The sequence below is a fragment of the Roseburia sp. OF03-24 genome, assembly GCF_003463035.1.
In the GTDB taxonomy this organism is placed as follows: domain Bacteria; phylum Bacillota; class Clostridia; order Lachnospirales; family Lachnospiraceae; genus Roseburia; species Roseburia rectibacter.
Map to the genome: position 1 here is coordinate 64,072 of NZ_QSCK01000003.1, position 17,587 is coordinate 81,658.

The window sequence follows — 17,587 nt, forward strand, 5'->3', positions numbered from 1 at the left end:
CTCAGAGAAAGAGAATCTCTTATCCCTGTACAACGCAGTGACCGGAAACCATTATCAGAATGCGGAAGCCCTTAAGATCGTCACGTTGGAAAACGCAATCTATATGGGAATGAAAAATGACCTGGCATTTATGTTAGAGACGAATATTTATCTCTATGAACATCAGTCAACGATCAATCCCAATATACCATTGCGGGATCTGATCTATATTGGGATTGAGTATCAGCAGTTTGTGAACGATAAGTCACTGTATTTGTCAAAGCTGCAGAAGATTCCGGCACCGAAGTTTATGGTGTTTTATAATGGAACGGATGCAGTGGACGACCGGGTCGAACTGCGTTTGTCTGAGGCATATGAGCATCTGGCTGGAGAGCCGGATTTAGAGTTAAAAGTTCTGATGCTGAATGTGAACGAAGGACACAATAAAGACCTGATGGAACAGTGCCAGACGTTGAAGGAATATGCCATTTATGTTGCGAGAGTCCGAAAATATGCATCAGAGCTGAATCTGAATGATGCAGTTGAAAGGGCAATCACGGAATGCATCAAAGAAGGAATCTTAGTCGATTTCTTGCGGAAGAATCGCTCGGAGGTAATGTGAAAAATGAGATTTTTCACATGCAAGTTTGTACTTACGTCCAAACTTGTTATGCGCAAAAGACAGCGTAAAAAGGAGAAAAGATGGTAAGTATATTAGAGTATGATAAAGAATGGGAAGAAAAGAAACTCCGAAAGGCAGAATATGAAGCTGGTAAAGAGGAAGGCAAAAACGAAGGAATTGAAATAGGCAGAGAAGAAGCTATGGCAGAAATGATTCACAATATGATTAAGTCCGGCTTCCCAATAGAAAAAATCATAGACGCAACTGGAAAAACACTCTCAGAAATAGAACAATATTTATAATCGAGCAGATAAAGACGACGTTATTCGGAATATGTACAGATTGGGTTATTCTACAGAAAAGATTGCCGAAGATGTTGATAAAACTATAGAAGAAGTGGAAAAAATATTTAAGGAATAATCAACGATGATATCGGATTAAAAAATAATGCAATGAGCGGTAAATAACAAAATCCTCTATAAACAGAAAAACAGGTGGCAGGTAGCATCTGGCTGTTTATAGGGGATTTTATTTGTTCTGACGAAAAAGGATGAAAAAGTACAAATATTATTTTATAATAAAACTTTATTGATATACGATAAAAACATATTGCAAAAAATAAAATATATGTGTATAATAAAATGCAGGAAGAAGCAAGTTTGGATTCAGCATTTTTGCAGTCAAAAACTTGAAAGCTGAATTGAAAAATGAATCAGAAAAAGGAGAAGTATTTATGCAGCAAAAAGAAATTTCACGATGGTTAAAAGCAATCACAATTGTACTGGCACTGATGGGAGCGGTGTTTTTTCTGTATATTATGCCGGTACTTGCGATATCATGGAGAGATGCGGATGAAACACTGGCGTATCTTTTTATGCCGGGACTGTTGTACGGCTGGTGCATAGGGGTGATCTGTTATGCGATTCTGTACCAGTTCTGGAAAGTATGTGTGCAGATTGGAAAAGATAATTCATTCTCGAAAGAAAATGCAAGATGTTTTCGAAATATCAGCCATTTCGCATTACTGCTTGCGGTTGTGTGGTTTGCAGGAATTGTTTTTCTGGTATTTTTAGCAGTCAGACAGCCGGGAGTCAGTATTTTTATGATTACTGCGGTTTTGATTTCAGTTATGATATCCATTTTGGCAGCAGCATTATCACATCTGATTCTGAAGGCTTATGAATTAAAACAGGAAAATGAACTTACGATATAATGAGAGCAAGAGAGTCAACATGCTTGTATGATTGACGAACGACGAATTGGATCATGTGCTGATTTTGCACATGATATAGTGAAGGAGAGAAAAATGGCAATTATCATAAATATAGATGTAATGCTTGCAAAACGGAAAATGAGTGTGACCGAACTTTCGGAAAAAGTAGGCATTACAATGGCAAATATTTCCATACTGAAAAATGGAAAGGCAAAAGCAATCAAAGTGGACACTTTAAACAAGATCTGCCGGGCATTGGACTGCCAGCCGGGAGATATTTTAGAATATGTTAAAACAGATGAGGAAACTTAACGTTTTGTGTGAAATGAAGCGGAATCATAACAGGTTATGGAAAGATGAAGCGGGAACATGACAGTTTATTGGAGAAGGAAGAAGAGAAGGGAGCATAAAAAATGGATCAGAATCTTACAGTCAGTTACGAGGAGCAAAAAGCGCAGTGGCAGGAAAAAAGAAAACAGCAACAGAAAGAAAATGCGGAGATTTTTAAGAAACTTGCGCCGGCAAGTTTTGTTTACGCACTGATCTATACGGTCTGTATTTACAAAAATATGACAGGAGCTGCAGTGCTTCTGTGGGTTGCGGCAACGATCGGATATATTTGTTACATCGTTAAAACGGTAAAAGAAAGGAAAATTTTTAACACAACAATATTTTTCGCTGCATATATGCTGATTCTGGCGGTCAATACATTTACGACCGGAAATGAGTGGATTATCTGGATGAATTATTGCTGGATTTTTGCATTCACAGTGTGCTTCCTTATACGAAATCTGGCAGATAAAAATCAATGGGATTTTTGGGAGTATCTGTGCAGTGGAGTAAATGCTGTATGTGGAGCGATTAGCAGTATTACAAGACCATTTGGTGATGGAAACGATTTTATCCGTTTACGTGAGAAGAAGGAAAATGGAAAAGTGCGTGAGATCCTGATCGGAATTGCAATAGCAATACCGGTGGTTCTTCTGATCGGTGGATTGTTAGTGTCAGCAGATCTGGTATTTTCAAGTATGATCACAAAATTTTTTGCAGGAATCAGGATTCCGGCAAATCTGGCAGGAATTTGCTGCATGTTATGCTTTGGTTTTATTTCATCTTACTGTGGTGTCAGATATTCGGCATATAGAAAAGAACGGCAGGACAGGAAAACAAAAATTTTTACAGAAACGACAGCGATGCTTACGGTAACAGTCCTGGTTGCAGTATTATATGTTGTATTCTGCGGCATACAGATCATATATCTGTTTGGCGGTGGCGGGGAGCTTCCGGAAGGAGTTACCTATGCCGAATATGCAAGACAGGGATTTTTTCAGCTTCTTTTGGTATGCATCTTAAATCTTGGAACAGTTCTTGTAATGGAACATTTCTTTCAGAGGAGCAGGGCAGCAGATATCGTCTGGACTGTGATCTCCGTATGTACGATGATTATGACGGCATCAAGCGCATGGCGAATGATCCTGTATATCAGGGCATATCAGCTTACATTTCTGCGTGTTGTTGTACTGACGGTGCTGGCAGTGATCGCGTTTCTTATGGCAGGAACGATCTGTTATATCTGGAACCGCAGGTTCCCGTTGTTTACGTATGGAATGGCGGTTGTGTGCATCAGTTATGTGCTGTTTGCCTTTGCCCATGTGGATGCTGGGATTGCCGCCTATGATCTGGCGCAGATTGAAAATGGAAATGCCGCGGGAGATTACAGTTATCTCTCATGCTTATCAACCGATGCGGCACCTGTGATCGCAGAGTACTTAAAAGATCATCCGGAAAACATTTATTATGGGGATGAAATGTATAACTGGAAGTGGGAATATATGCAGGAAAATAACAGAATGAACCAGCCTGTGACACTCCGGACATTTAATCTGTCTTATCTGCATGCCCAAAGAGCATTTTCAGAAAAATAGGTCAAAAGTATCAAATTATTGTCATAAAACTAAGATTTATTTACAAATGTTCTCCTGTTTTGTATAATGAAACAAAGTTGTTGTGAAAATTTGTGATGAGGAGAACAAAGGATGAAAGGAAAAAGAGTTGGAAAGCTGATTGCATTGTTTGCAGTGACAGGCATACTTGCAGGATGCGGCGGAAAAACAGGTGGTACGCCGGATGATTATGCAACAAACGATGGTTATTTAACGACGGAAGCAGTCGGAAACGGCAGCGGCAGTTCGCAGTCGGAAACGGGACAGACATCAGGTACAGCAGGAATTGCCAAAGAAGATATAAAAGTTGGTGTACTTTATATCTCAGACCCGGATGAGGGGAGCGGATATTCTTACACACATGATCTGGGCATCGTGGGAATGCAGGAAAATCTGGGATTAAGCGATGATCAGATCGAGAGAAAAATTGTGGACGATTCAGATGCAAAAGCAACGGAGGAGGCAATCGAAGCCTGTATTTCGGATGGATGTAATATTATTTTTACAACCAGCTGGGGTTATATGGAAGTGACGGCAGAGATGGCGGAAAAATATCCGGATATCTATTTCTCACATGGAACCGGCTATATGTCAAATGGAAAGAATTTTAATAATTATTTCGGCCGCATCTATCAGGTAAGATATTTGAGTGGTATCGTAGCAGGTATGAATACAAAGTCGAATAAGATCGGTTATGTGGCAGCGCAGGATTCGTCAAATTCTGAGGTGACAGGGGGAATCGATGCATTTGCGATCGGTGTGGAATCTGTAAATCCGGATGCAGAGATTTATGTGGCAGTCACAAATAGCTGGTATGATCCGGATAAGGAAAAAGCAGCATCCGAACAGCTCTTAGATATGGGCTGTGATGTGATGGCACAGCATTGCGATACACCGTATCCACAGACACTGGCACAGGAGCGGGGAGTTTATGGGATCGGTTATAACTCGGATATGAGTAAAGAAACGCCGGATGCCTGTCTGACAAGCGTGATCTGGAACTGGAGTGCATATTATACGTCAGCGGTCAAAAGTATTATCAATGGAACGTGGGATGGATCCAATTATTATGGAGGTATGGCAGAGGGACTGGTACAGCTGACGAATCTGGCTTCATTTGCGGCAGAAGGAACACAGGAAAAAGTTGACGAGGCGACTGCAGAGATCTTAAGCGGTACAAACAATATTTTTGACGGAGTGATGGAGACGAATACAGGGGAGACAGTTGGAACAGAAAACGGAACCTTGGATGATGCAACGATCTCAGGTGGTATTGACTGGTATTATAAAAACGTTGTGATTGTGGACTAGGGGAGGATAAAATTATGAAATTAACAATTCGGAAAAAAGTTTTACTCTGTTCTTTGATTCCACTGCTCCTGTTAGGCGGGATTATCCTTCTGATCGCATCAACGATCGTAAAAGGTGTGATCATTGATCAGATGGAAAATTCGTTAAAGGGAACGGCAATCGCAACGCAGGCCGCTTATGACCAGAATGCAGGAACTTATTTACAGGCAGAAAATGGGGATATCTGGAAAGGAAGTTATAATATTTCCCAGTCGGAAAACCTGGTTGATACGATTAAACAGGAGTCCGGGATGGATGTAACATTTTTCTACGGATCGCAGAGAATCATGACCTCTGCAGTTGACAAAAATGGTAACAGGATATTAGGAAGTCCGGCGGGGGATAAAATTGTTGAAAAAGTATTAAATGGCGGCGAGGGGTATTTCAGCGATAATGTATCCATGGATGGTACGATTTACTACGGATACTACGTTCCAGTCTATCAGAAAGGTGACAGCAGTACTCCGGTCGGAATGGTATTCGCAGGTGCAGAAAAAGAGAAAATATCCAACAGTGTCATAAAGATTATCAATACGATCGTAGCGATCGTACTTGTGGTACTTGTCATCTGTATTATAATCGTGGAGATCAGCGCAACTTCCATTACACGTGCATTAAAAAAGGGAATCGCCAGTGTGCAGGAAGTGTCAGCAGGACATCTTGATGTAGCGTTTGACAGTAAAATTTTAGAGCGGAAAGATGAAGTCGGTGATCTGACGAAAGCAATACAGAATCTGCAGAATGAGCTGCTAAAGATCATTAAGGGTATCAAGGGAAGTACGGATATGCTGATGGAGGCATCCAATACGTTAGAAGATACCTCCCATCAGACTTATGATGGAATGCGTGAGGTGGAGGCAACCGTTGATTCTGTTACAAACGGTGCAAATTTACAGGCAGAGGATGCGAAGAAGGCGTCAGATAATGTGAAATATATGGGAAATCTGATCATTGAGACAGGAAAGGCAGCAGATGAGCTGAATGACAGTGCAGATCAGATGAAGCAGTCAAGCGATGCAGCAGTTGTTACGATCGATGAATTAAAACGTATCAGCGAAGAGGTAAAGGAGGCTGTTGCAACGATCGCAGACCAGACGAAACAGACGAATATCTCGGCACAGAATATTCAGAAAGCATCACAGTTTATTTCTGAAATCGCGTCCCAGACAAACCTGCTTTCTTTAAATGCAAGCATTGAAGCTGCACGCGCAGGTGAAGCGGGAAAAGGTTTTGCAGTTGTGGCATCAGAGATACAGAAACTTGCAGAACAGTCCGATACGGCGAGCGGTAATATAGGTGAAATTGTAAATACTTTGATCGCAAATTCCGAACGTGTGGTTGAGACGATGGGCAGGACACAGGAAATTATTGAAAAACAAAATATGCATATTGAGAGTACGGAACAGATGGTAAACGGTGTCATGGGTGAGATTGATGCATCTATCGAACGGATCCGTCAGATTGAGAGCCGGACAAGAAAATTAGAGAGTGCAAGAGCAGAGATCATAGATGTCATCGATTCCCTGTCGGAGATTGCACAGCAGAACGTTGAGGGAACTATGCAGACGAGTGCATCTATTACCGAAATAACGGACAGCTTTCAAAATATTGAAGATTCCACAGAAAATCTGCGTAATATGGCAGATATGCTTGCACACAATATCAGACATTTTAATATATGATAAAAATACGGCCCTAAGCTGCAGAATACGGAGGCAGAAAAGATGGAAGTGCTTGCTGTTTTTGATGAGAAAAATTATGATGACACAACGAAGGTATATGAGAAATATAATGTGCGTGGAGTAATCTTCCGGGATGGAAAGATTGCAATGCAGTGCAGTACGGATGGCGAATATAAGATGCCGGGCGGTGGAATGGAAGAGGGGGAGAAGTTGTCAGAAACCCTGAAACGCGAGATCAGTGAGGAAACCGGACTTACAGTTTTAGAGGATTCATGGCATGAACTGGGAGAAATCCTTGAGATGCGCCGTGACATATTTGATCCGTCCTGTAAATATATCTGCCATTCATATTTCTTTTATTGTAAGGTGTCAGAGAAAGAAGGAGAACTTCATCTGACTCCAAGTGAAGTGGCAAAAGGGTATTACCTCAGATGGGAGCAGCCGGAAACAGTATATGAAACGAATATGCGGATGGCGAAAGATCCATGGATCATCCGGGATACGGCGTTTGTGAAAATGATACTGGATGGAAAAGTAAAGCTGCCGGAATAAAAGATTTCGTATCATAATAATAGAATGGCTGGTGTTCACATATCGCTACTGGTCACACAGTATGGGTGCACACCGGTCATTCTATTATTTTTTTGTGGAAGAACGAAGAAAAATATGTTATACTTAACGATATGTATTGCAGAAAATTTAAATTGGTATGCAATAGATACAGGCACAGACAGATAACGGAGGATGGCGCATATGAATGAAAATTATGTAACACTGACCATTGGAAAACAGAAAAATATAGCACTGATCGCGCATGACAATAAAAAGGCAGAGCTGATCGCATGGTGCGAAACAAATAAAGAAATCTTGAAAAATCATTTCCTTTGTGGAACAGGAACCACGGCACGCATGATCACGGATCAGACAGGACTCCCGGTTCGTGGATATAACAGCGGTCCTCTTGGTGGAGATCAGCAGATCGGAGCAAAGATCGTTGAGGGAAAAGTTGACTTTGTCATTTTCTTCTCTGATCCATTGACTGCACAGCCACATGATCCTGATGTAAAGGCATTGCTTCGTATTGCACAGGTATATGATATCCCAATCGCAAACAATAAAGCATCTGCAGATTTTATGATCAAATCAGAGTACATGAATGAAGAGTACGAGCATGAGGTGATCAACTTCAAAGAAAACATCAAAAAACGTTCGGAGACATTATAAGGGGGAACATTTTTCATGAGCAACGTAGCAATCGTATCAGACAGCAATAGTGGAATCACACAGAGTATGGCAAAAGAACTTGGAATTACCGTGATGCCGATGCCTTTTTTTGTGGGAGATAAGACATTGTATGAAGATATTGATCTGTCACAGGAAGAGTTTTACCAGATGCTATCTGAGAAGACAGACATCCATACATCCATGCCACTTGTAGGAAATGTCACAGACACCTGGGATGAACTGTTAAAAGAGTATGATGAGATCGTGCATATTCCAATGTCATCCGGACTCAGCGGTTCCTGTGAGACTGCCATTATGCTTTCACAGGATTACGATGGAAAGGTACAGGTGGTTAACAATCAGAGAATTTCTGTTACACAGCGGCAGTCCGTTTTAGACGCGATCGCACTTTCGAAACAGGGAAGATCTGCATCTGAAATTAAAGAGATCTTAGAGCGGGATAAATTTGAATCGTCTATTTATATTATGGTGGACACACTTTATTATCTGAAAAAGGGCGGCAGGATCACACCGGCGGCTGCAGCACTCGGAACATTGTTAAAGTTAAAACCGGTACTTCAGATCCAGGGGGAAAAATTAGACGCATTTGCCAAGGCAAGAACTGTAAAACAGGCAAAGAGCATGATGATCGAGGCAATGAAGAACGATTTTGCCAACCGCTTCAAAGATCCAGCCGGAGAGCATATGTATCTTGAGATGGCATACACGCATGACTTGGAAGCGGCAGAGAACTTTAAGAAAGAAGTGCAGGAAGCATTTCCAGGCATGGAGATCCGTATGGATCCGCTTTCACTTAGTATTTCCTGCCATATCGGACCGGGAGCATTAGCAGTGGCATGTTCAAGAAAGATTCCGGAACTGGAAGAGTAATCAGAAAATAAAAGAAAGTAAAAAATATATAAGAAAATCGGTTGGAGACTGAATTTCATAAGAAATTTAGTTTTCAACCGATTTTTATTTAATACATTCCTATTCTTCCCATTGCCTGAAAATAAGAAAAATCTAAGTGCCTGATTTAGATTATATTGTTTAGGATCATGATAAAGTATGACCGTGCAGTTTGATTTTTTTATGTTTCCATATGATATAAGTGATCATCAGAGGAATACCGGCGCCCACCCAGGCAGCAGGATCAGCAAGGCAGATCCCCTGATAACCGAGCGTTTTCTGCAGGAGTGCGATCGCAACAAAGCGGCATACCAGCTCGATCACGCCACTCAACATTGGAACAAGTCCTTCGCCTAATCCCTGTAAGGCATTGCGGTATAAAAAGATCATGGCAAGCGGGAGGAAAAACCAGCTCACTGTTTTTAAATACATCATGGCGTAGGAGAAAATCTCATCGGAAGGATTGCTTACAAACCAGCTTACGATAAATTCTCCACCGAAAATACAGATGGCAGCACCGATGGCTGCTGCAGCGATACAGATGAAAAATCCTTTGCGCATACCGTCGAAAATACGGTTGTATTTTCCTGCACCGAGATTCTGACCACAGTAGGTTGCCATGGCGGTACCGAGCGTCGGCATGGTCTGAGTTGCGATATTGTTGACCTTAGAGGCAGCTGTAAAGGAAGCAACCACACTGGAACCAAACACGTTGACAGCACTCTGCAGGATCATGGTTCCAATGGCGGTGATGGAGTAATTTAATGCCATTGGGATACCGATCGAGAGCATGTTAATGACACCCGGGCGATCCAGATAATAATCCGCTTTTGTTGTGCGAAGGATCTCAAACTGCCGGAACATATGAATAAAACATAAGATCGCAGAAATTCCCTGTGCAATAATGGTGGCATAAGCAGCACCGGCGGTTCCTGTTTTTAACACAACAATAAATAAAAGATCCAGTACAACATTTAATATAGAAGAAAAGATCAAAAAGTAAAGTGGTGTTTTGCTGTCCCCGATTCCTCTTAAAATACCGGCAGAAACATTATATAGCATCGTTAAGATAATACCTGCAAAAATAACTTTGATATAGGCATCTGCCATGGAAAGTATATTGTCCGGTGTGTGCATCCAGACTAAAAACAGACGGGATGCCGCAACAGTCGGAATTGTGAGGATTGCCGAAACGATCACGGTTAAGATCAGAGAGAGCGCAACATAGTGTTTTAACAAACGAAAATCTTTTGCACCGAAAGCGTGTGATATCATGACACCAAATCCCTGTGCGATACCGGTTGCAAATCCGAGCACCAGAAACATGATGCATCCGGTAGAACCAACGGCGGCAAGTGCTTCTTCACCGAGGTATCTTCCCACGATGATCGTGTCTACCATGTTATAAAATTGCTGGAACAGATTCCCTAATAAAACCGGAATAGAAAAAAGCAGTATAATTTTAAGTGAACTGCCGGTGGTCATATCTTTTGTCATGCTACTGGAAACTCCTTTCAAACTTTGGTATGATAATAAACATGTAAGGCTTAGTATACGTCAGGAAAATCAGAAATACAAGCGAAAAATATGACTTTTTTCCTAATTTTAAAAATGGACAGCTCCTTCACAACAAGTTGCCCGGAAATGAGGATTAAAATGGATATTAATTTGGAATACTATAAGATATTTTATTATACAGCAAAGCAGAAAAGCATTACTCTGGCGGCAGAAAAACTTTCTATCTCACAGCCTGCGGTCAGTCAGGCAATCAAACATTTAGAAAAAGATCTTGGCTGTGCATTATTTGTAAGGACGGCAAAGGGAGTTCGCCTGACAAAGGAAGGGGAGATGCTTTTTTCTTATGTGGAGCGCGGCTACGAGGCAATTCTTTCCGGGGAGAGGAGGCTTCTTGAGATGCTCAATCTTGAAAAAGGAGAGATCTGCATCGGTGCAAGTGATATGACGCTAAAATATTATCTGCTGCCTTATCTGGAGCGGTTTCATGAAAAATATCCTAATATCCGGGTAACCGTGACAAATGCGCCGACACCGGAAACCCTGCAGCATCTTGCAGATGGCAGAATTGATTTTGGAATCGTAAGTTCTCCGGTTGAACCGCAGGGCTGGCTTAAGATCATTCCGGTAAAAGAAATCAGGGACGTCTTTGTGGCAGGCAAAAAATATAAAGAACTTTGTGGAAAGAAAATGAAATATGAGGAACTTTCGGAATATCCGCTGGTGTGTTTAGAGGGAAGTACCTCAACGAGACATTATGTGGAAGCATTTTTAAAAGAAGAAGGTGTGACGGTATCGCCGGAATTTGAACTTGCCACCAGTGATATGCTGATTCAGTTTGCGCTCCGTAATCTCGGGATCGCAAGTGTGATGGAAGAATTTGCAAAAGAGTATGAGGAGGATGGCAGACTGTTTAAGCTGCAGTTTGAAAAAGAGATTCCGGCACGAAAATTCTGTATCGTGTTAAATGAGAGGATCCCGATGTCTGCGGCTGCGGCAAAGCTTTTAAAAGGACTTTTATAAATTCACATAATGAATGATTATATCAGATATAAAGAATATTAATTTTACTTATAGAAAAACATCATGTATAATCAGTAAGTAAAAACAGGGAATGGGTGACAGTTTTTACGCTGCCACCTTTTTTTCCGGACAGGAATAGCATAGAAAAACTAGGAGGATATTCAAATGGTAAAAGCAGTCGTTGGAGCCAACTGGGGCGATGAAGGAAAAGGAAAGATTACAGATATGCTTGCAAAGGAAGCAGATATTATCGTACGTTTCCAGGGTGGTGCAAATGCAGGTCATACGATCGTAAATGATTACGGAAAGTTTGCACTTCACACATTACCGTCAGGTGTATTTTACGGACACACCACAAGCGTGATCGGCAATGGTGTCGCTTTAAACATTCCGGTACTTATGAAAGAAATCCAGTCTATCGTGGAGAAAGGCGTTCCGAAGCCAAAGATTTTAGTTTCCGACCGTGCACAGATGGTGATGCCTTATCACATTTTATTTGACCAGTATGAGGAAGAGCGTTTAGGCGGTAAATCTTTCGGTTCCACAAAGTCAGGTATCGCACCATTTTATTCTGATAAATATGCAAAGATCGGTTTCCAGGTCAGCGAGTTATTCGATGAGGAACTGTTAAAAGAAAAGGTTGTCCGTATTGCAGAGACAAAGAATGTACTCTTAGAGCATTTATATCATAAACCACTGATCAATCCGGATGAATTATTAGAGACATTGCATGAGTACCGCGATACTATCGCACCTTATGTATGTGACGTTTCTTCTTATCTTGATCAGGCGATCAAAGAAGGAAAGACTATATTATTGGAGGGACAGCTTGGAACATTAAAAGATCCGGATCACGGAATTTACCCGATGGTTACATCTTCTTCTACATTAGCAGCATATGGTGCAATCGGTGCAGGTATTCCGCCATATGAGATCAAACAGATCGTGACTGTATGTAAAGCATATTCTTCTGCAGTCGGAGCAGGTGCATTTGTCAGCGAGATCTTCGGTGATGAGGCAGATGAGCTTAGAAGACGCGGTGGTGACGGCGGTGAGTTCGGTGCGACTACAGGACGTCCGAGACGTATGGGATGGTTCGATTGTGTGGCAAGTAAATATGGCTGCCGTCTGCAGGGAACAACAGATGTTGCATTCACGGTACTTGATGTACTTGGATACTTAGATGAGATCCCGGTATGCGTTGGCTATGAGATCGACGGAGAAGTGACCACAGATTTCCCGACAACTGCAAAATTAGAGAAGGCAAAACCGGTATTAAAGAAACTTCCGGGATGGAAATGCGATATCCGCGGAATCAAAAAATACGAGGATCTTCCGGAAAACTGCAGAAAATATGTAGAATTTATCGAGGAGCAGATCGGATACCCGATCACCATGGTATCAAACGGACCGGGAAGAGATGACATCATTTACCGCACCAAATAAGAAAAAGGATATCTGGTATGATAAAAAATATTATTTTTGATGTAGGCATGGTGCTGGTCAACTGGGATCCACATGCGGCATTTCAGAAGTTAGGTTTTGATGAAAAGACGGAGGAAGCAGTCGGGAATGCGACTGTTTACTCGGATGCATGGAATGAATCAGACCGCAGTGTTTTAGATTCTGATGAACAGCTTGCGGTATTTGTTCAGAATGCACCGGACTATGAAAAAGAGATCTGTATGTTCTGGGACAATGTCGGAATGGCGATTTACCAGTATGAATATTCACGTGCATGGATTCAGGAACTGAAAAAGAAAGGTTATCATGTATATATCCTTTCTAATTATGGAAAATGGACTTATGAGCACACTACGGAAGCACTGTCGTTCTTAGAAGATGTAGACGGTCAGGTGTTCTCCTTTGAAGTTCACCAGATCAAGCCGGAACCGGAAATCTATCAGACTCTGCTGGAAAAATTTAAACTGACGGCAGATGAATGTGTATTTTTAGATGACCGCAGGGAGAATGTCGAGGCAGCAGAAGCGCGGGGGATTCATACGGTATTATTTACAACGTATCAGGAAGCCTTGGAAAAATTAAAAACATACGGTGTTGTGTAAGAATTTACATGATCCTGCCTGTTATAAGGGCATATAAAACAAAGAGCTGTTTTCACAGATGTGGAGATGGCTCTTTGTTTTTACGTTCACACTTTTATCACAGATTCATCCACTTTTAAACACAATTACACGTTACCCTTATAAAGTAATATTTAGGGAATGGAATAAGGAGGAGAAAAACGTGATTGAAATCAATCATCTGGTAAAAAAATACGGCAGTCATGTCGCCGTTGATGATTTGTCGCTCACAGTAGAGCCTGGCAGAATTTACGGCTTTTTAGGGCCGAATGGTGCCGGAAAATCAACAACGATGAACATTATTACCGGCTACCTTGCAGCAACAGGCGGTGAGGTAAAAATCAACGGATTTGATGTGTTAAAACAGCCGGAGGAAGCAAAAAAGTGTGTGGGGTATCTGCCGGAGCTGCCGCCTCTTTATATGGATATGACGGTAAAAGAATATCTGGATTTTGTGGCTGAATTAAAGAAATTAGATAAGAGCCTGCGGGCAGGTTATGTGAAAGAAGCCATGAAAATTACAAGAACGGAGGAAGTATCAGGAAGATTGATCCGCAACCTGTCAAAAGGTTACCGTCAGAGAGTCGGTTTTGCACAGGCGGTACTTGGATATCCGGAAATACTGATCTTAGATGAACCGACGGTAGGATTAGACCCGAAACAGATCATTGAGATCAGGGATCTCATCAGAGAACTTGGAAAGAAACATACAATTATACTCAGCTCTCATATTTTGTCTGAAATCTCTGCTGTCTGTGATCATGTATTTATTATCTCTCATGGAAAACTGGTTGCCAGTGATTCGACAGAGAATCTGCTGGAGCGGATGACTGGTGCACAGGAGATTGAACTTTTGCTGAAAGCGGAAGAAAATGAGGCAGAGACGGCAATCCGCGAGATTGCACAGGTAGAACGGTGTGAAAAAACAGAGGCGAAAGAGGATGGTACAGTAGGGCTTCTTGTGACAGCAAAAAAAGATGCGGATGTAAGGGAAGCAATTTATCACACCTGTGTGGAACATCATATGCCGATTTTAGAGATGAAAGCAGCATCGAAGTCCTTAGAGGATGTATTCCTTGAACTTACCTCACAGGAAGGAGGAATAAAATAATGTTTGCAATTTTTAAACGTGAGATCAGATCCTATTTCCAGACTGTGGTGGGATGGCTTTTCATAGCGGCGGTACTTGCTTTATATGGTTTATATTTTTATGCTTATAATTTAAGATCCGGTTCGCCTTACGTATCGTATTCACTTTCGGCAGTCGCATTTATTGTTATGATCGCAGTACCGGTACTTACGATGCGCAGTTTTGCGGAGGAGAGGCATACAAGAACCGATCAGCTGATGCTGACATCTCCTGTTCCGCTTGGTAAGATCGTGTTTGGCAAATATCTTGCCATGGTCGGAGTATTTTCCATTGCCATGGTCATCGTTGCACTGACACCATTATTTTTATCAATTTATGGCTCGGTTCCGCTTGGAGAAAGCTATGTTGCTATCTTAGGATTCTGGCTGTATGGCAGTGCGTGCATTTCGGTCGGTATGCTGATGTCGGTTGTAACCGAAAGCCAGGTTATTGCAGCAGTTTTAGGGTTTGCAGCACTGTTTCTGGGTTATATGATGTCAAGTATTACCAGTATGATCTCGCAGAGCGGTAATATTCTGACAAAAATATTAAATGCATATGATCTTTATACGCCGCTGGATAAATTTATGAACGGCTGTCTGGATCTTACAGGCGTTATTTATTTCCTGTCTGTGATCGGGATCTGCCTGTTTTTAAGCTGCCAGCTGATCCAGAAACGCAGATATTCTGTCAGCACAAAAAAGATCGCACCGGGTGCGTTCTCAATTGGTATGATCGTTGTTGCTTTTGCAATCGCAGTTGTTGTGAACCTGGTGGCAGATGAACTGCCATCCACAGCCACAGCGATCGATGCGACATCTACAAAGTTATATTCTATTACAGATACAACAAAAGATTACTTAAAGACGCTTGATTCGGACGTTAATATTTATGTGCTTGCAGCAGAGAAAAATGCGGACAGTACACTTTCCGAAACGCTGCAGCGTTATGAGGATCTGTCTGACCATATAAAAGTAAGCTATATCAACCCGTCAACAAACCCGACATTTTTCCAGAAATATACGACGGAAGCACCGACCTCAAACAGTCTGATAGTGGTGAGCGATGCACGTTCGAGGGTGATCGATTATAATGATATTTATGAATATTCCTATGATTATTCTTCTTATACAAGAAGTCTTGACGGATATGATGCAGAGGGACAGATCACAAGTGCACTCCAGTATGTGACAAAAGATTCAAGTGAACTGCCGGTTGTTTATGAGATTACAGGACATGGTGAAACTGCACTGTCCGGTGGATTTACTGAGGCAGTTGAAAAAGCCAATATGACACTCACAGAGCTGACATTGTTAAAAGAAGATGCAGTGCCTGAGGATGCATCGGCGATCATTATCAATGCACCAACATCAGACTTTTCAGCAGATGATGCAAAGAAAGTGACAGATTATCTGGAAAAAGGTGGAAAGGCACTGATCACGACAAATTTCCAGTACAAGGATCTGACAAATTTTGAAAGTATTTTAAAAGCGTATGGCATTGAGCGTGTGGACGGTATTGTCATGGAAAATGACAGTTCCTACTATTATAATAACATTCCGTATTATCTGCTTCCGGAAGTAGAGAGCAGTGATTATACATCATCTGTCAGCGGCAAATATATTTTTGCACCGTACAGTGAGGCGTTCAGTTATGACGGATCTTCCGATGATGTGACATACACAGCGCTGTTACAGACAACGGATAAGTCTGTTTCGAAAATTGATGCCGGCAACGCGACAACTTCTGAAAAAGAGGATGGAGATATTGAAGGTCCGTTTACGATCGCACTTGCTGCAGAAAAAACAGTAGATGATACATCGTCCCAGATTGTTGCCATTGGTTCCATGGAATTGTTTACGGATTCTACGGATCAGATCGTATCAGGAAGCAACGTATCCATGTTTACGGATATCGTGACGAATCTGACCGGGGGAGCAGATAATGATACCAGCGTCATTCCGGTAAAAGATTATAAGATGAGCACGATCACGATCACATCAATTTCCACGATTATCGGCGGACTGGTGGCAAGCATTTTTATACCGGTTGTTCTGATCGTCATTGGAGTTGTGATCTGGGCAGTAAGGAGGAAAAAATAATGCAGAAACAGAAAAAACAGATGGTCATTCTGGTCATTTTGCTGATATTACTGATCCTTGCCTATATAGGTGTTCATTTTTACAGTAAAAAGCAGGAAGAAAAAGAGGAAGCAAAGACGGAGGCAGAAAAGATAACGGTAACAGATATTGAAGTTTCTGATATCACACAATTTTCTTATGTGCTGGATGGAACAACGCTTTCCTTTACAAAAAATGGAACGGAATGGATTTATGACGATGATCAGTCCGTTGATATTGATGAAAGTGCATTAGAGACACTTCTGAAAAAAGCAGCGAAGATCACAGCGACAGATGAGGTTACAGAGTACGACAGTCTTACTGATTTTGGACTGGATGATCCTTCTAATACGATTACACTAAAAACAGATGCCGGACTTACCACTATCTATATTGGAAGTCAGAATGAGATCACGAATGAGTATTATTTAAAAACAGGTGAAAGTGATACTATCTATGTTGTAGACAGTGCAACAGCAACCGGATTTGATAAAAGTATTGAGGAGCTGACAGCAAAATCCGATGATACGGAAACAGAAGAACCGTCAGAAGCCGTGGAGGAAACAGAAACAGCAACAGTGGTGCCAAATGATACAGAGACATTGGAAATAGAAGAAACAGAGACGAAATAGCAGAATTGCATGATAAACTTGCAGAGCTGCTGTTGTAAATGAAAAAAGTACCGGATTGCGGATGAATGCAGTCCGGTATTTTTTTGGTAATCGCTGTTGGTTGTACAGTATGTGTGGACAACAACATTTACATAAGTTCATAAATTATTAATTTGACACATT

General features: G+C 41.5%; 15 protein-coding genes and 1 pseudogene. 15 read left to right on the plus strand and 1 reads right to left on the minus strand.

The features are described 5' to 3' along the window. The 9 genes and pseudogenes from DXA60_RS19065 to DXA60_RS02315 form a co-directional block, all read left to right on the plus strand. Nucleotides 1-903 (plus strand): annotated as a pseudogene (locus DXA60_RS19065) (hypothetical protein); the annotation flags it as partial. Nucleotides 904-1,334: 431 nt separating this feature from the next. Then, nucleotides 1,335-1,814, plus strand: a complete 480-nt coding sequence (locus DXA60_RS02280; RefSeq protein WP_117919139.1) for a DUF2975 domain-containing protein — start codon at nucleotides 1,335-1,337, stop codon at nucleotides 1,812-1,814. A gap of 93 nt (nucleotides 1,815-1,907) precedes the next feature. After that, nucleotides 1,908-2,126, plus strand: a complete 219-nt coding sequence (locus tag DXA60_RS02285; protein ID WP_117919141.1) for a helix-turn-helix domain-containing protein — start codon at nucleotides 1,908-1,910, stop codon at nucleotides 2,124-2,126. A gap of 101 nt (nucleotides 2,127-2,227) precedes the next feature. Next, the gene (locus DXA60_RS02290; RefSeq protein WP_241070968.1) at nucleotides 2,228-3,739 is read left to right on the plus strand and encodes a DUF4153 domain-containing protein; all 1,512 of its coding nucleotides are present in this window, start codon (nucleotides 2,228-2,230) and stop codon (nucleotides 3,737-3,739) included. Nucleotides 3,740-3,850: 111 nt separating this feature from the next. Further along, entirely contained in the window at nucleotides 3,851-5,068 is a 1,218-nt protein-coding gene (locus DXA60_RS02295) for a BMP family ABC transporter substrate-binding protein (RefSeq protein WP_117919143.1), read from the plus strand. Nucleotides 5,069-5,082: 14 nt separating this feature from the next. Next, nucleotides 5,083-6,789: a methyl-accepting chemotaxis protein gene (locus tag DXA60_RS02300; protein WP_207724032.1), complete on the plus strand. Its 1,707-nt coding sequence runs from the start codon at nucleotides 5,083-5,085 to the stop codon at nucleotides 6,787-6,789. 42 nt (nucleotides 6,790-6,831) lie between these two features. Next, nucleotides 6,832-7,341, plus strand: coding sequence for an NUDIX hydrolase (locus tag DXA60_RS02305; protein WP_117919147.1), 510 nt, complete (start codon nucleotides 6,832-6,834; stop codon nucleotides 7,339-7,341). Nucleotides 7,342-7,533: 192 nt separating this feature from the next. Further along, nucleotides 7,534-8,013: a methylglyoxal synthase gene (locus DXA60_RS02310; protein WP_117919149.1), complete on the plus strand. Its 480-nt coding sequence runs from the start codon at nucleotides 7,534-7,536 to the stop codon at nucleotides 8,011-8,013. A 15-nt stretch (nucleotides 8,014-8,028) separates the two neighbouring features. Beyond that, a complete protein-coding gene (locus DXA60_RS02315; RefSeq protein WP_117919151.1) occupies nucleotides 8,029-8,904 on the plus strand; it encodes a DegV family protein in 876 nt (291 codons plus the stop codon). A 165-nt stretch (nucleotides 8,905-9,069) separates the two neighbouring features. On the opposite strand, the gene DXA60_RS02320 is transcribed toward DXA60_RS02315, so the two are convergent. Then, the gene (locus DXA60_RS02320) at nucleotides 9,070-10,419 is read right to left on the minus strand and encodes an MATE family efflux transporter (protein ID WP_117919153.1); all 1,350 of its coding nucleotides are present in this window, start codon (nucleotides 10,417-10,419) and stop codon (nucleotides 9,070-9,072) included. Between the two features lie 159 nt (nucleotides 10,420-10,578). On the opposite strand from DXA60_RS02320, the gene DXA60_RS02325 reads away from it, so the two are divergent. The 6 genes from DXA60_RS02325 to DXA60_RS02350 all read left to right on the plus strand — a co-directional run bounded on the left by DXA60_RS02325 (nucleotide 10,579) and on the right by DXA60_RS02350 (nucleotide 17,425). Further along, nucleotides 10,579-11,460, plus strand: a complete 882-nt coding sequence (locus tag DXA60_RS02325) for a LysR family transcriptional regulator (protein ID WP_117919155.1) — start codon at nucleotides 10,579-10,581, stop codon at nucleotides 11,458-11,460. A gap of 165 nt (nucleotides 11,461-11,625) precedes the next feature. Continuing rightward, a complete protein-coding gene (locus DXA60_RS02330; RefSeq protein ID WP_117919157.1) occupies nucleotides 11,626-12,906 on the plus strand; it encodes an adenylosuccinate synthase in 1,281 nt (426 codons plus the stop codon). 17 nt (nucleotides 12,907-12,923) lie between these two features. Beyond that, complete coding sequence (locus tag DXA60_RS02335; protein WP_117919158.1) at nucleotides 12,924-13,526, plus strand: HAD family hydrolase; 603 nt, start codon at nucleotides 12,924-12,926, stop codon at nucleotides 13,524-13,526. 181 nt (nucleotides 13,527-13,707) lie between these two features. Then, nucleotides 13,708-14,655: an ABC transporter ATP-binding protein gene (locus DXA60_RS02340; protein WP_117919161.1), complete on the plus strand. Its 948-nt coding sequence runs from the start codon at nucleotides 13,708-13,710 to the stop codon at nucleotides 14,653-14,655. After that, entirely contained in the window at nucleotides 14,655-16,775 is a 2,121-nt protein-coding gene (locus tag DXA60_RS02345; RefSeq protein ID WP_117919163.1) for a Gldg family protein, read from the plus strand. The genes DXA60_RS02340 and DXA60_RS02345 overlap by 1 nt, the downstream gene beginning before the upstream one ends. Next, nucleotides 16,775-17,425, plus strand: a complete 651-nt coding sequence (locus DXA60_RS02350) for a DUF4340 domain-containing protein (RefSeq protein WP_117919165.1) — start codon at nucleotides 16,775-16,777, stop codon at nucleotides 17,423-17,425. Before DXA60_RS02345 ends, DXA60_RS02350 begins: the two co-directional genes overlap by 1 nt. Nucleotides 17,426-17,587: the final 162 nt, after the last annotated feature.

Bases quoted from the DNA above. Each gene is read 5' to 3' on its own strand.
- DXA60_RS02335 (WP_117919158.1), top strand. From the start codon at position 12,924: ATGATAAAAAATATTATTTTTGATGTAGGCATGGTGCTGGTCAACTGG.
- DXA60_RS02325 (WP_117919155.1), top strand. From the start codon at position 10,579: ATGGATATTAATTTGGAATACTATAAGATATTTTATTATACAGCAAAG.
- DXA60_RS02315 (WP_117919151.1), top strand. From the start codon at position 8,029: ATGAGCAACGTAGCAATCGTATCAGACAGCAATAGTGGAATCACACAG.
- DXA60_RS02305 (WP_117919147.1), top strand. From the start codon at position 6,832: ATGGAAGTGCTTGCTGTTTTTGATGAGAAAAATTATGATGACACAACG.
- DXA60_RS02295 (WP_117919143.1), top strand. From the start codon at position 3,851: ATGAAAGGAAAAAGAGTTGGAAAGCTGATTGCATTGTTTGCAGTGACA.
- DXA60_RS02285 (WP_117919141.1), top strand. From the start codon at position 1,908: ATGGCAATTATCATAAATATAGATGTAATGCTTGCAAAACGGAAAATG.
- DXA60_RS02330 (WP_117919157.1), top strand. From the start codon at position 11,626: ATGGTAAAAGCAGTCGTTGGAGCCAACTGGGGCGATGAAGGAAAAGGA.
- DXA60_RS02300 (WP_207724032.1), top strand. From the start codon at position 5,083: ATGAAATTAACAATTCGGAAAAAAGTTTTACTCTGTTCTTTGATTCCA.
- DXA60_RS02320 (WP_117919153.1), bottom strand. From the start codon at position 10,419: ATGACAAAAGATATGACCACCGGCAGTTCACTTAAAATTATACTGCTT.
- DXA60_RS02345 (WP_117919163.1), top strand. From the start codon at position 14,655: ATGTTTGCAATTTTTAAACGTGAGATCAGATCCTATTTCCAGACTGTG.
- DXA60_RS02290 (WP_241070968.1), top strand. From the start codon at position 2,228: ATGGATCAGAATCTTACAGTCAGTTACGAGGAGCAAAAAGCGCAGTGG.
- DXA60_RS02310 (WP_117919149.1), top strand. From the start codon at position 7,534: ATGGCGCATATGAATGAAAATTATGTAACACTGACCATTGGAAAACAG.
- DXA60_RS02350 (WP_117919165.1), top strand. From the start codon at position 16,775: ATGCAGAAACAGAAAAAACAGATGGTCATTCTGGTCATTTTGCTGATA.
- DXA60_RS02280 (WP_117919139.1), top strand. From the start codon at position 1,335: ATGCAGCAAAAAGAAATTTCACGATGGTTAAAAGCAATCACAATTGTA.